Source organism: Mesorhizobium sp. P2_D6 (assembly GCF_056404315.1).
In genome coordinates this window covers 385993-399257 of sequence record NZ_JBFUEG010000003.1, presented here as the reverse complement: position 1 = coordinate 399257, position 13265 = coordinate 385993, and the positions used below count along the sequence as shown (strand labels likewise).

The window sequence follows — 13265 nt, the reverse complement described above, 5'->3', positions numbered from 1 at the left end:
CTATGCCCGATAGCCCCGGCAAGCCCGACAGTCCTGGCAAGAGGGTGCTCGTCCTCGGCGGCTACGGACTGATCGGCGAAGCCGTCGTCGGCCGCCTGCTGGGCGACGGGCATCAGGTCACCGGCTTGGGTCGCGATATCAGGGATGCCGCGCGGCGTTGGCCGGCGGTGCGCTGGACCGCAGCCGACATGGCGCGACTGCTGACCGCTGAAGACTGGCTGCCGCTGATCGCCGGCATGGATGCGGTGGTGAATGCGGCCGGCGCCTTGCAGGACGGCCCGCGCGACCGCCTTGACGCCATCCATCGCGGCGCCGTAACCGCGTTGGTCACCGCCTGCGAACAGGCCGGTGTCAGCCGCTTCGTGCAGATCTCCGCCATCGGTGCCGATCCCACCTCATCAGATGCTTTCTTCAGCACCAAAGGTGAGGGCGACAAGGCCGTCGCAAATTCATCGCTCGAATGGACCATACTGCGCCCGGGCCTGGTGATCGCGCCTGCCGCCTATGGCGGGACGGCCCTTCTGCGCGCGCTTGCCGCCTTTCCCGGGTTTATTCCTGCCGTGATGGCGCGCCGGCCCATCCAGACCGTGGCGGTCACGGACGTCACTGAGGCCGTGTCGCGTGCGGTTGCCGGATCCCTGCCGCCGCGTCTTTCCGTCGATCTCGTCGAAGCCGAGCCGCGCCCGCTCGCCGATGTGCTGTTTGCCTTCCGGGCATGGCTTGGACTGCCGCCGACCCGCCTGGTGCCGATGCCGGCGTTTCTCGGTGGGATCGCGGCTGTCTTTGCCGATGGCCTCGGCCTGCTTGGCTGGCGATCGCCTTTGCGCAGCGCAGCCCTTGCCGCACTGGCGCGCGGCGTGACCGGCAACGCCGCGTCCTGGAGCGAGATTTCAGATCACAAATTGCAGCCGCTGGAAGCAACGCTGGCCTGCATGCCCGCCCATGTTCAGGAGCGGTGGTTCGCCCGGCTCTGGTTGCTGAAACCGGTCGTATTCGGGGTGCTGTCGCTGTTCTGGCTGGTGTCCGGAATTGTCGGCTTTATCAAACAGGATGTGGCCGCCGACATTCTGGTCTCGCATGGCCTGTCGCCGGCGCTCGCGCTCGGGATGGTCCTTGCCGGGAGCGTGGCTGATATCGCTGTCGGGGCCGCTGTTCTCGTGCGGTCCTTGGCGCGCCTCGCACTGATGGGGATGATTGCCATCACGCTGGTCTATCTTGGCGCAGCAACCGCGCTTGCGCCCGATCTGTGGCTCGATCCTTTGGGAGCAATCGTGAAGGCTGTTCCCGCACTGTGCCTTGCCTTGGTGGCCTTGGCGATTTTGGACGAGCGATGAACCTCTGGGTCGACCTCCTGCGCTGGCTGCATATCATCGGCGCCACGGTGTTGTTCGGCACCGGCGCTGGAATCGCCTTCTTCATGCTGATGGCGCAGCGCACCGGCCGCGCCGAACTCGTTGCCCATGTCGCGGACACCGTCGTCATCGCCGACACGATTTTCACCGCGACCGCCGTCATCGTGCAGCCGATCACCGGCGTGCTGCTGGCGCAGGCCGTGGGCTGGCCGCTTTCCGAAGGCTGGATCGTGCTGTCCCTGCTGCTTTATGTCGTGACCGGTCTGTTCTGGCTACCGGTGGTCTGGATCCAGATCCGCATCCGCAACCTGGCGCGGCAGGCAGCCAGCGAAAACGCACCGTTGCCGGCCGAGGAAAAGCGCCTGTTTCGCATATGGTTTGCTTGCGGCTTTCCGGCTTTCGCCGCCGTGCTCGGCATTCTCTGGCTGATGGTCACAAGGCCGGCAATCGGCCTTTAAAACCTTAGCTCTGCTTCGCCGCCTTCAGCGCGCGCGTCATTCTGCTGGAGTCGCCCCAGGTGGACAGCCAGATCAGCAAGTCGGTGGCGACTGAAATCAGCGACCGCAGAAGGTTCATAGCCGGACCGGGTGATTTCAGCTGCTCTTCGGCATGATGGAGGTGGGCAAGCTCTTCCTCGCGGATGGCCAGGATGATGCCGTGCAAGTCCGGGTCGCAGTTGGCCAGAAAGAAAAGCTGGTCGTCGAGATGGCGATGTACCGTCGCTTCGACAGCTGCCGTGCAAGCCCAGATGCCTCGCGGGCCGAGCAGGGCGGTCACAAAACCCAGCAGCCAGCCGCCCCAGCTCCAGAACTGCATCACCCGGCACGGTCGCGACTGCCGCGCCGGCATGGTGGAGCGGAATGCTGCGCAATGTGTGCGCTCGTGCCCAAGCATCTCCGACAGGGAGGGCACGCAATCCGGCCAAAAGCGTTTGGCGACCAGAATCTGGGCCGAATAGATCCTGATCGCGCCGAATTCACCGGCGTGGTTGACCCTGACTATTCTGGCGATGGTGAGCGCGTCCTGGCGGGAAAGGTCAGCCATGGGCGCCCCCCAACCTCATGTCAGCCCGCCGCCAGGCTCGGACGTTTCGCGATGCCGTCCCACCAGGCCTGGATAGCGGCGAAGTCAGCAAGCAGCTTTTGCCCCTCGGGGACCTTGAGGAAATAAGCGATGATGGCTGCCGCATGCAGGTCGGCCAGCGTCAGCTGATCGCCGAGCAGCCACGGCCCGGGCGCTTTGAGGGCGGTCAGTACCCTGAGCACCGTTTCGGCCTGGCGCAGTCCGTTGGCGATCAGCGCCTCGTCGGGCACCTCCTTCTCCAGCCGCTCGACAGCGACGTCCCAGACCATCGACCTGTAGGCATAGGCGTCGAGCATGCCGATGATCTGGTTCATCCGCGCACGGCCGTGCGGGTCTTTCGGCTGCAGCGCCGGGCCGTCGAAGGCCTCGTCGACATAGCGGGCGATTGCGCTGGTCTCGAACAGTCGAAAGCCGTTGTGCTCGAAGGCAGGGATGCGGCCGAACGGGTGATGCTCAAGATACCAGGCCGGAATGCCTTCGGCCGCGAAGATGTCGAGCGGCACGAGTTCGTAGCCGACGGCTTTTTCCGCCAACACGAGGCGGACGATGCGGACATAGACGCTGTAATCAGCCCCGTAGAGGGTCGGCTTGGTCATCGCTCAGCCCTTCGCTCCTGCTCGCGTTGTTCACCCAAAAAGCGAAGGCTCCTCTCGGAGCCTTCGTTGTCGGGTTACGCCATCGCCTTTTGCAGATTCTCGTCGATCTTGTCGAGGAAGCCGGTGGTCGACAGCCAGGGCTGGTCGGGGCCGATCAACAGCGACAGATCCTTGGTCATGAAGCCACTCTCGACAGTCTGGATACAGACCTTCTCCAGCGTGTCGGCAAAGCGCTTCAATTCGGCATTGTCGTCGAGCTTGGCGCGGTGTGCGAGGCCACGCGTCCAGGCGAAGATCGAAGCGATCGAATTGGTCGAGGTATCCTCGCCCTTCTGGTGCTGGCGATAGTGGCGCGTGACGGTGCCGTGCGCGGCTTCCGCTTCCACCGTCTTGCCGTCCGGCGTCATCAGCACCGAGGTCATCAGGCCGAGCGAGCCAAAACCCTGCGCCACCGTATCGGACTGCACGTCGCCATCATAATTCTTGCAGGCCCAGACATAGCCGCCAGACCATTTCAGGGCGGAGGCCACCATGTCGTCGATCAGGCGGTGCTCGTACCACAGCTTCTTGGCCTTGAACTCGGCTTCGAATTCGGCCTCGTAGACTTCCTGGAAAATGTCCTTGAAGCGGCCGTCATAGGCTTTGAGGATGGTGTTCTTGGTCGAGAGGTAGACCGGATAATTGCGCAGCAGGCCGTAATTCAGCGAGGCGCGCGCGAATTCGCGGATCGAATCGTCGAGATTGTACATCGCCATGGCAACACCGGCGCCGGGCGCGTCGTACACGTCATGCTCGATCACCTTGCCGTCCTCGCCGACGAACTTGATCGTCAGCTTGCCCTTGCCGGGGAAGCGGAAGTCGGTGGCGCGGTACTGGTCGCCGAAGGCGTGGCGGCCGACGATGATCGGCTTGGTCCAGCCGGGAACCAGCCGCGGCACGTTCTTCATGATGATCGGCTCGCGGAAGATGGTGCCGCCGAGGATGTTGCGGATGGTGCCGTTCGGCGACTTCCACATCTTCTTCAGCTTGAATTCCTCGACGCGCTGCTCGTCGGGGGTGATCGTCGCGCATTTGACGCCGACGCCCCATTTCTTGATGGCGTTGGCCGAATCGATGGTCACCTGGTCGTTGGTGGCGTCGCGGTGCTCGATGCCGAGGTCGTAATATTCGAGCTTGAGGTCGAGATAAGGGTGGATCAGCTTGTCCTTGATGAACTGCCAGATGATGCGGGTCATCTCGTCGCCGTCGAGTTCGACGACCGGGTTCGCCACCTTGATCTTCGCCATGGAAAGAATGCCTCGCTTTTGGGGAACAAAACGGCCTTGCCCGCATGGCTTTGGCCGGGGATGCGGCCCGTATATCAAAGCCCATTTGGCGGCGCAAACGCCGATCGGCGCTGAACGGGCCGTCCGTGCGACGACCTGGTGTTTTGCAAACGCTTCATTTTGGCGGGTGGATGTGGCAGGGAACGCTGAAAATGCCGCAAACAGCAGTTCATTGAGACCATGTCCGCCGCGCAACCTCCTGAAAACGTCTCCGCCGCCGGCCCGGCGATCATCCTCGTCGAGCCGCAACTCGGCGAGAATATCGGCATGGTCGCGCGCGCCATGGCCAATTTCGGTCTGTCGGAACTCAGGCTCGTCAATCCGCGCGATGGCTGGCCAAGCGAGAAGGCGCGCGCTGCCGCCAGCCGCGCCGACCATGTCATCGATGCCGTTACCGTGTTTGGCGATCTGGCGTCCGCGGTGGCGGATCTCAATTTCGTCTTCGCCACCACCGCGCGTGAGCGCGACGGCTTCAAGCCGGTACGCGGACCGGTCGAGGCGGGCAGGGCGCTGAGGGCTCGTCAGATAGCTGGCCAGCGCACCGGCATCCTGTTCGGCCGCGAGCGGTTCGGCCTCTACAATGATGAGGTCGGGCTCGCCGACGAGATCGTCACTTTTCCGGTCGATCCCGGCTTTTCGTCGCTGAACATCGCCCAGGCCGTGCTGTTGATGTCCTATGAGTGGATGAAGTCGGGCCTGGAGGATGAGACGACGACCAATTTCTCCAGCCCGGAAATGAAGCCGGCGAGCAAGGAAGAGTTGCACGGCCTGTTTGCCTATCTCGAAGGCGCGCTCGAAGCGCGCGGCTATTTCCGCCCGGCGCCGAAGAAGCCGAAGATGGTCGACAACCTGCGCGCTGTCCTGACGCGCGCCGGGTTTGCCGAGCCGGAACTGAAGGTGCTGCGCGGCATCATTTCGTCGCTGGACCGGTTTTCGCCGGCCATGCCGCGCGGCGACGGCTCGCCCGGAGACGATCCGAGACGGCTTCCGGCCGCCGCGCGAAACCGGAAGACAGACCAAGAAGGTTAAGGTCTGTAAGCTTCGAACGTTCGGCGTAACCGAATATTACCTGGTGCTGATCTATTGTTGTGAAAACGGTGGGTCGCTCATGTTCACCTCCAATATCGGCCGCATGCGCTTCTTCTTCTATTCCCTTGGGGTAGCTTTCCTCGAGGCCACGACTGCTCTGGTGTGCATTGTCGGCACGATGGGCTTTGAGGGCTTCATCAACTCCGCGCCTGGTCCGTCGCGGCAAGGAATGGCCGGCGCGGTCCTCATCGTTTCGCTGCTGGCTGTGGTTATGCGCGGCAACATCGCCTGGCGGCGCAGCCGCGACGCCAACGGCAAAGGCTGGATCCTGTGGTCCTACATCGTGTTCTGCGGCATCTACGCCTTCCTGCAGGCCGGCACGCTGCTGGTCATCGATTTCAACAATCCGGAAAGCACCCCCAGCGGTCTGAACCTGCTTGCGCTGTCGATCTTTGGCCTTTGGTGCACGATCCTGGTGGCAAAGCCGGTGGCGGGCAGCAATATCGATGAGCTGACATCGGTTTTCGATTTCGAAGGCACCGTTCCCTCGGCCAGTGGTCGGATGGCCACCAGCGCTACGCCATCCACTACGCGCGCCGCCGCGCCGGTCACTCGCCCGGTGCCATCCGTCCAACCGATGGGTCGGCCAAAGCCCGCGGGCTTCGGCAAGCGTGGGCTGTAGAGCAATCGGAAAGCGGTCTTCGCCGGCTTTGCGCAAAACTTGGGTGAGTTCGCCACTTCAAGACCATGATCGTTGCAGATAGAACGGCATCAGCCACATCACCGGCCAGCCCTTCTGATCTCCAGCCCCTTTCCATGGTCCGACATCAATGAGCGATCGATCAAGCCACCGCCCGATCCTGATGTTCGATTCCGGCGTTGGCGGATTGACGGTGCTGCGCGAAGCCCGCGTGCTGATGCCCGACCGGCGCTTCGTCTATGTCGCCGATGACAAGGCCTTTCCTTATGGCGCCTGGGAAGAGCCGGCGCTGCAGGCTCACATACTCGATCTCTTCGCCAAGCTGCTCGACCGTTTTCAGCCGGCGATTTCGGTCATCGCCTGCAACACCGCCTCGACGCTGGTGATCGATGCGTTGCGCGAAACATTCCCCGGCCATCCCTTTGTCGGCACCGTGCCGGCAATCAAGCCGGCAGCCGAGCGCACCCGCTCCGGGCTGGTCTCGGTGCTGGCGACGCCGGGCACGGTGAAGCGCCAGTACACGCGCGACCTGATCGGCAAATGGGCGCAGAAATGCCATGTCCGCCTGGTCGGCAGCAACAATCTGGCCGGACTGGCCGAGGCCTACATGCGCGAGGGCTTTGTCGACGAAGAGGCCGTGCGCGCCGAGATCACACCGTGCTTCGTCCAGCATGACGATTTGCGCACCGATATCGTCGTGCTCGCCTGCACGCACTACCCGTTCCTGGCCAACCGCATGCGCAAGACAGCACCCTGGCCGGTCGACTGGATAGACCCGGCCGAGGCGATTGCCCGCCGTGCCTTGTCGCTGCTTCCGGCAGTCGACGGGCCGTTGCCGCAAAGCGAGCCCGACATCGCAGTCTTTACCTCGGGAAAGCCGGATTTCGCCATCAGCCGGCTGATGCAGGGTTTTGGATTGAGCGCACGCTAGGCAGGTTGGAAGACAATGCTGCGTTGATCCGGATCAGCCGAAACAAGCCTTAGCGTCAGGCTGTCGCCCTGCCTGAACCCGGATGCCTTCACATTCGCAACGACAGGCATGTTCGAGAGCTGTACGCGCATACGCTGGTCGGCGACGTCGGTGACGACGGCCTTGAACATTTCACCCTGGCGTCCCTTCAGCATCACCGCCTCGGCAAGGTCGATGGCCGCGTGGTTGATCTGCGAGGCGCGGGCATCCGCGCGTCCCATCACCGTGGGCAGTCTGGCAAACGCCTCGGTGACGGCCTGCGGCACCGGCTGGCCGTTGGCGATTGCCAGCGCGCAGCGCACGACGTAGCGGTCTGCCAGCCGCCGCAGCGGCGCGGTGGCATGGGCATAGGTCGCAGCCATGGCCTCGTGCCACGGCACAACGCCTTCCTCATAGGGTTGGTAGGACGCACCGGAACCGGCACGGCGGATTTCCAGCATCAGCGCTGCCTGTTGCTTGTTGCCCGGATCGAGGGTTCGCTGATAGTCGCTTAAACTGGTCGAAGCCGGCCAGGGGAGGCCGAGAGCCTGTGCCGCACTGCGCAGTCTTTGCACCTTGGACGCATCCGGCGGCGCCATCACCCGAAACAGTCCGGTCCGGTGTGCCAGCATGGCGTCGGCAATCGCCATGTTGGCGGCCAGCGAAAGCGCGGCGTTGTTTTGCTCGGATCGCAGCAGCGGCCTGAACGAAAGCTGGAATGTGCCGTCGGCAAGCTGCTCGACTTCCTGCTCGGGCGGGTCGACGCGGGAAGCGCCACGACGCTCTTCGTTTGCCGTCATGCGCCGCGCAATTTCGGCAAAGCCGGTCGGAACGTCGGCGGCCCGCACGCTGTCATAAGCGAGCTTGGCGCGGCTCTGAATGATTGCGCGCTCCGCGCCGTCCAGTCTTACCGCGCCGTCCGCGGCGATCCGAATCGTGAAGACAACTGCCGGACGCGGTCCGCTGGGCAGCAAGCTCGCGGCACCCTCGGCAAGCACCTGGGGATAGAGCCCGGCCTTGCCGTCCGGCAAGTACAGGGTCTCGCCCCGCGCCCAGGCTTCGAGATCCACCGCGTCTCCGTCCTCGACGAACCAGGCTACGTCGGCAATGGCATAGTGCAACAGAAGGTCGCTGCCGCTCGCCTCGATCGAAAAAGCCTGATCGAGATCGGTGGAAGTCGCCGGATCGAGTGTCACGAAAGGCATCGCCGTTCGGTCGGCATGCTGGCTGGGCACCCGTCTGGCCGCCCTGTGTGCCAGGGCCATCACGTTGGGCGGAAACCCGTCCGGCACGTGGAACTCGGTGCGGATTTTTGAAAGGCCGTTAGCGAGTGCCTGCGAGGGATCGGTCAACGATTTCATGGCGCCGTCCTACACTGGCGTTTCGGACACGGGAAGGCCGATTTGCCAGCAGGCGGGCCGGCCATGGGGAGACACGAGCGCGGACCGGGAGTTGGCCGCCAGAGCTGGAACTCTCGCCGAAGCGCAACGTTTCTCCTTCTGGCAGCAAAGGAGGAACCGATATGCCTGCAAAATCACAAGCTCAGCAAAAGGCCGCCGGCGCCGCGCTTTCGGCCAAACGCGGCGAAACCAAGAAAGGCGAACTCATAGGCGCCGCACGCGAAATGTATGAATCGATGAGCGAAAAGCAGCTTGAGGAATTCGCCGAGACCAAGCGCAAGGGGCTGCCCGAGAAGAAATCGACGGACTGAGGCTCGGATATTGTGCCGTCAAAAACAAAAGCCCGCGGCCCAGACCGCGGGCCCTTCACTTCAGGCCGAAGCCGAAACTACCAGCGCCACCAGCAGCGCTTCACCTTGTAGCGGATGACCTTCTTGTGGCCGTGCCGCCAGACGACCTTCTTCTTCACCACGATGCGGCAGACCTGATAGTGCCTGTGACCGTGCCAATGCCTGGCCATCGCCGGCTCGGGGACGGCAATCGACATCGATCCTGCCAGGACGGCTGCACTTACCAACGAAAGGAAGAATTTTTTCATACGACTTTTGGCTCCTCTGGCTCCAGTCCCTTCCTAATGCCGTTGGCAACGACACCGCCACATCCGGCACCGCACTTAACACCAGAAAAGCTATAGGGTTGCCGCAGCCGGCGCCAGCCGCGAGCTTGACACCGGTTAAATCTCCGTTTAACGAGCCCACCAACACCGGGCCGCAATGCCCGGTGGTTTCTTTTGCATGGCAAGCCCCGGGAAATCAGGTTTATCGTTTCCTTGGTCTTGTCTAGACTGACGTGTCCCGTGGGCTTTCCACCGCATTGCGTGGAAGACCCTGTCAGGTCTCGAAAACGGAGGCCAGAGGAGGGCGCGTTTCCTTCACCCGGACCATGAGGTTCCGGGTGGTTTGTTTTGAAAGGGAATGCGATGAGCAAGCGCGAATCCGCGAAGTACAAGATCGACCGCCGTCTCGGCGAAAACATCTGGGGCCGCCCGAAGTCCCCGGTCAACAAGCGTGAATACGGCCCCGGCCAGCACGGCCAGCGCCGCAAGGGCAAGCTTTCCGACTTCGGCCTGCAGCTGCGCGCCAAGCAGAAGCTGAAGGGTCACTATGGCGACGTTTCGGAAAAGCAGTTCCGCAAGGTCTATGAAGAGGCTGACCGCCGCAAGGGCGACACCTCGGAGAACCTGATCGGCCTGCTCGAGTCGCGTCTGGACGCGGTCGTCTACCGCTCCAAGTTCGTGCCGACCATTTTCGCCGCCCGCCAGTTCGTCAACCACGGCCACGTCAACGTCAACGGCAAGCGCGTCAACATCGGCTCGTACCGCTGCAAGCCGGGCGACGTCATCGAAGTGCGCGAAAAGTCGAAGCAGCTGGTCATCGTTCTGGAATCGGTCGGCCTCGCCGAGCGCGACGTGCCGGACTACATTGAAGCCGATCACAACAAGATGGTCGCGACCTTCTCGCGCATCCCCGGCCTGGCGGACGTTCCGTTCGCCGTGCAGATGGAACCGAACCTGGTCGTCGAATTCTATTCGCGCTGATCGGCCTCTTTGCCGCAGATATCGAAGGCCGCCTTTCGAGGCGGCCTTTTTCTTTGTGCATCGCGCTTTGCGAAGCATCGACCAAAAACCGATTTCGATTTTCGAGCCAATGCGCTAATCCGGGCGCAACAGGGATTTGGGCCGACGCGCCATGAACATGTTGCCAAACGCCGATCTGCTTGAACCGGTTGCCGATGCCGAAGGCGGCTTCCATCCGCTGTTCGCCGACGTGCCGTCCTCGGTCGAATTCAACAAGCTGCGCAAGCGGCTGTTGCGGCTGACCCGCCAGGCGATCGAGGATTTCGCCATGGTCAGGCCAGGCGATCGCTGGCTGGTGGCGCTCTCCGGCGGCAAGGATTCCTACGGACTGCTCGCCGTGCTGCTGGACCTCAAATGGCGCGGGCTTTTGCCGGTCGAACTGCTCGCCTGCAATCTCGACCAGGGCCAGCCGAATTTCCCGAAACATATTTTGCCCGACTATCTCGACAGGTACGGCATTCCCCATCGCATCGAGTATCAGGACACCTATTCGGTGGTCACCGACAAGCTGCCGCAGGGCAGCACCTATTGTTCGCTGTGCTCGCGGCTGCGGCGCGGCCATCTCTACCGCATCGCGCGTGAAGAGGGTTGTTCGGCGCTGGTGCTCGGCCACCACCGCGAAGACATCCTCGAAACCTTCTTCATGAACCTGTTCCATGGCGGCCGCCTTGCGGCCATGCCGGCAAAGCTGCTCAACGATGACGGCGACGTCATGGTGCTGAGGCCGCTGAGCTACTGCGCCGAGGCGGATCTGGAGAAATTCGCCTCGGCGATGAAATTCCCGATCATTCCCTGCGATCTCTGCGGCAGCCAGGAAGGCCTGCAGCGCAACGCCACGAAGGCAATGCTCGACGACATGGAAAAGCGCATGCCGGGCCGCAAGGACACGATGCTGCGCGCGCTCTCCAACACCAGGCCGTCGCATCTGCTCGACCGCAAACTGTTCGACTTTGCTGCCCTCAATGGCAGCCTCAGCGCAGGACAAGACCTTTCCGATGACATTTGACGACCATGCGATCGACTGGCTTGCCGAGCTTCTCGCCGATGCAGCCAGGGCCGAGATCATGCCGCGCTTTCGCCGGCTAGGCGAGGGTGACGTCCGCCAGAAAACCTCGGCCGCCGATCTGGTGACCGAGGCCGACGTCAATGCCGAACGGCTGATCACGGCAAGGCTGCGCGAGCGCTACCCCCAGGCGATGATCGTTGGCGAGGAGGCTTGTTCCGATAATCCGGCGCTGCTTCAGGGGCTTGGCGATGCCGATCTCGCCTTTGTCATCGACCCGGTTGACGGCACCTTCAACTTCGCCTCCGGCGTGCCGCTGTTCGGCGTCATGCTAAGCGTCGTGGTCAAGGGCGAGACCGTGGCCGGCATCATCCATGATCCCGTAGGCAAGGACTGGCTGATCGGCGCCAAGGGCGCCGGCAGCCATATCCGCCATGCGCATGGCGCGCTGGAGAAGGTGCATGTCGCCGATGCCGTGCCGGTCTCGCAAATGACCGGTTCGGTTTCCTGGCAATATCTGGCCGAGCCGCAACGCTCGCTTCTGGCGCGCAACCAGACCAAGACGCTGTCGCAGTTCGGCTATCGCTGCGCGGCGCATGAATACCGGCTGCTGGCCAGCGGCCACGCCCATTTCGTCGTCTACAACAAGCTGATGCCGTGGGACCATCTGGTCGGCGTGTTGATCCATGCCGAGGCCGGCGGTTACACCGCGCGCATCGACGGCAGCGCCTATTTGCCGTCGGATGTCGACGGCGGCATCCTGGTCGCGCCCGACAGGGAAAGCTGGCAGGAATTGCGCCGCGAACTATGGGCCGAGTAGGCTCAGTTCCTGCTCTGGCGTTTAAGTCGCCAGGCGTCCGGCCTCCAGACCAAAATCAATGCAGGTCGGTGACGTGCCCTGAAATGGGCGGGTTGTGCGGCTGGAACATCTTGCCGCGCTCGGCGATCAGGATCATCAGCAGCGCCGCGACCGAGACGCTGCAGAATCCGGCGGCAAGCGGCGTCACCGTGCCGTTGAAGGCCTGGCCGATCAGCGTGCCGAGAATGCCGCCGAGAAACGTCTGCATGAATCCCAGGATCGACGACGCCGTGCCGGCCAGTTGGCCGAGCGGCTCCATGGCGAGCGCGTTGAAATTGGCGCCGAGCGCGCCGAACGGGATCATCGCGCCGGCGAAGAAGGTGATGAACAGCCAGAGCGGCATCTTCATTTCAAGCGAAACGGTGAGCCAGGCAAGGCTGATCACCAGGAACAGCAGCAGCGCGCTCTGTGACAGGCGGCGCATGCCGATGCGGCCGACCAGGCGCGAGTTGAGGTAATTCGAAAAAGCAAGAACGCCGGCGACGCCGGCGAAGATGACCGGAAACATCTCGCCGACATGAAAAATGTCGACATAGATCTGCTGCGCCGAGGCAATGAAGCCGAACATGGCGGCGAAAATGAAGGTGCTGGCGAAGGCGTAGCAAAGCGCAATGCGGTTGGTGAGCACGATGCGGAAACCGCCGAGGACGGATGAGACTGTCAACGGCCGGCGATATTCCGGGTGCAGCGTTTCCGGCAGCCGCAGCAGCGACCAGGCCGACACGACCAGCGCTCCGACCGCCATGGTGACGAAGATCCAGTGCCAGCTTGCAAACAGCATGATGAACTGGCCGATCCCCGGAGCAATCACCGGGATGGCCATGAACACCATGAAGATCAGCGACATTACCTCGGCCATGCGCCGGCCGTCGAACGTGTCGCGCACGATCGAGACGGCGATGACGCGCGTGGCCGCAGCACCGATGCCTTGCACAAGCCGGCACAGCAGCAGGATGGCGAATGAGGGGGCGATGGCGGCAGCCGCCGCCGCCACGACGTAGATCGCCAGCCCGACGACCAGCGGCGCGCGGCGCCCGAACCGGTCCGAGATCGGCCCGAAGAAAAGCTGTCCGCCGCCGAAGCCCAAGATGTAGGCGGTGATCACATATTGGCGGTGGTTTTCATTTTCGACGCCAAGCGTGGCGCCGATTTGTTGCAGCGCCGGCAGCATGATGTCGATGGCCAGCGAGTTCAGCGCCATCAGCGCCGCGCACAGCGCGATGAATTCCCAGCGCGGAATAGGCAAGTTGCTTGCCTGTTGCGGCGCTTGTGACTGCTGGTCCACGGCGAGTCCGATCTTCAAAACGAATATGCGCCGGCATGCCGGCGCATC

General features: G+C 63.1%; 15 protein-coding genes. 9 read left to right on the top strand and 6 right to left on the bottom strand.

Annotated elements, in window-relative coordinates:
* Positions 1 to 2 precede the first annotated feature (2 nt).
* The gene (locus AC1D1L_RS08340) at positions 3 to 1334 is read left to right on the top strand and encodes an SDR family oxidoreductase (RefSeq protein ID WP_477340383.1); all 1332 of its coding nucleotides are present in this window, start codon (positions 3 to 5) and stop codon (positions 1332 to 1334) included.
* Positions 1331 to 1810: a DUF2269 family protein gene (locus AC1D1L_RS08335; RefSeq protein WP_477340381.1), complete on the top strand. Its 480-nt coding sequence runs from the start codon at positions 1331 to 1333 to the stop codon at positions 1808 to 1810. Before AC1D1L_RS08340 ends, AC1D1L_RS08335 begins: the two co-directional genes overlap by 4 nt.
* A gap of 4 nt (positions 1811 to 1814) precedes the next feature.
* Here the strand turns inward: AC1D1L_RS08335 and AC1D1L_RS08330 are convergent, their stop codons facing one another.
* The 3 genes from AC1D1L_RS08330 to AC1D1L_RS08320 form a co-directional block, all read right to left on the bottom strand.
* Entirely contained in the window at positions 1815 to 2396 is a 582-nt protein-coding gene (locus tag AC1D1L_RS08330) for a demethoxyubiquinone hydroxylase family protein (RefSeq protein WP_477340379.1), read from the bottom strand.
* A 20-nt stretch (positions 2397 to 2416) separates the two neighbouring features.
* Positions 2417 to 3031 carry a glutathione S-transferase family protein gene (locus tag AC1D1L_RS08325; RefSeq protein ID WP_477340377.1) on the bottom strand — a complete coding sequence of 205 codons (615 nt, stop codon included), beginning with the start codon at positions 3029 to 3031 and terminating at the stop codon, positions 2417 to 2419.
* A gap of 74 nt (positions 3032 to 3105) precedes the next feature.
* Complete coding sequence (locus AC1D1L_RS08320) at positions 3106 to 4317, bottom strand: NADP-dependent isocitrate dehydrogenase (protein WP_477340375.1); 1212 nt, start codon at positions 4315 to 4317, stop codon at positions 3106 to 3108.
* 219 nt (positions 4318 to 4536) lie between these two features.
* Here AC1D1L_RS08320 and AC1D1L_RS08315 point away from each other — a divergent pair, with 219 nt between their 5' ends.
* The 3 genes from AC1D1L_RS08315 to murI all read left to right on the top strand — a co-directional run bounded on the left by AC1D1L_RS08315 (position 4537) and on the right by murI (position 7016).
* A complete protein-coding gene (locus tag AC1D1L_RS08315; protein ID WP_352559777.1) occupies positions 4537 to 5385 on the top strand; it encodes an RNA methyltransferase in 849 nt (282 codons plus the stop codon).
* Between the two features lie 79 nt (positions 5386 to 5464).
* Positions 5465 to 6067: a DUF805 domain-containing protein gene (locus AC1D1L_RS08310; RefSeq protein ID WP_477340373.1), complete on the top strand. Its 603-nt coding sequence runs from the start codon at positions 5465 to 5467 to the stop codon at positions 6065 to 6067.
* Between the two features lie 148 nt (positions 6068 to 6215).
* Positions 6216 to 7016, top strand: a complete 801-nt coding sequence (murI, locus tag AC1D1L_RS08305; RefSeq protein WP_112561425.1) for a glutamate racemase — start codon at positions 6216 to 6218, stop codon at positions 7014 to 7016.
* On the opposite strand, the gene AC1D1L_RS08300 is transcribed toward murI, so the two are convergent.
* A complete protein-coding gene (locus tag AC1D1L_RS08300; protein ID WP_477340371.1) occupies positions 7013 to 8395 on the bottom strand; it encodes an RNB domain-containing ribonuclease in 1383 nt (460 codons plus the stop codon). The two genes, murI and AC1D1L_RS08300, sit on opposite strands and share 4 nt — an antisense overlap.
* A 161-nt stretch (positions 8396 to 8556) precedes the next feature.
* Here AC1D1L_RS08300 and AC1D1L_RS08295 point away from each other — a divergent pair, with 161 nt between their 5' ends.
* Complete coding sequence (locus AC1D1L_RS08295) at positions 8557 to 8745, top strand: DUF3008 family protein (RefSeq protein WP_192253547.1); 189 nt, start codon at positions 8557 to 8559, stop codon at positions 8743 to 8745.
* A gap of 77 nt (positions 8746 to 8822) precedes the next feature.
* Here the strand turns inward: AC1D1L_RS08295 and AC1D1L_RS08290 are convergent, their stop codons facing one another.
* Positions 8823 to 9032 carry a hypothetical protein gene (locus tag AC1D1L_RS08290; protein WP_477232759.1) on the bottom strand — a complete coding sequence of 70 codons (210 nt, stop codon included), beginning with the start codon at positions 9030 to 9032 and terminating at the stop codon, positions 8823 to 8825.
* 381 nt (positions 9033 to 9413) lie between these two features.
* Here AC1D1L_RS08290 and rpsD point away from each other — a divergent pair, with 381 nt between their 5' ends.
* The 3 genes from rpsD (at position 9414) to AC1D1L_RS08275 (ending at position 11893) form a co-directional block, all read left to right on the top strand.
* Complete coding sequence (gene rpsD / locus AC1D1L_RS08285; protein ID WP_027028657.1) at positions 9414 to 10031, top strand: 30S ribosomal protein S4; 618 nt, start codon at positions 9414 to 9416, stop codon at positions 10029 to 10031.
* Positions 10032 to 10182: 151 nt separating this feature from the next.
* A complete protein-coding gene (ttcA, locus tag AC1D1L_RS08280) occupies positions 10183 to 11076 on the top strand; it encodes a tRNA 2-thiocytidine(32) synthetase TtcA (RefSeq protein ID WP_477340369.1) in 894 nt (297 codons plus the stop codon).
* Positions 11066 to 11893 (top strand): inositol monophosphatase family protein, encoded by an 828-nt coding sequence (locus AC1D1L_RS08275; protein ID WP_477340367.1) that lies wholly within the window; start codon positions 11066 to 11068, stop codon positions 11891 to 11893. The genes ttcA and AC1D1L_RS08275 overlap by 11 nt, the downstream gene beginning before the upstream one ends.
* 55 nt (positions 11894 to 11948) lie before the next feature.
* Here AC1D1L_RS08275 and AC1D1L_RS08270 read toward each other — a convergent pair whose 3' ends face one another.
* Complete coding sequence (locus AC1D1L_RS08270) at positions 11949 to 13217, bottom strand: multidrug effflux MFS transporter (RefSeq protein ID WP_477340365.1); 1269 nt, start codon at positions 13215 to 13217, stop codon at positions 11949 to 11951.
* Positions 13218 to 13265 lie beyond the last annotated feature (48 nt).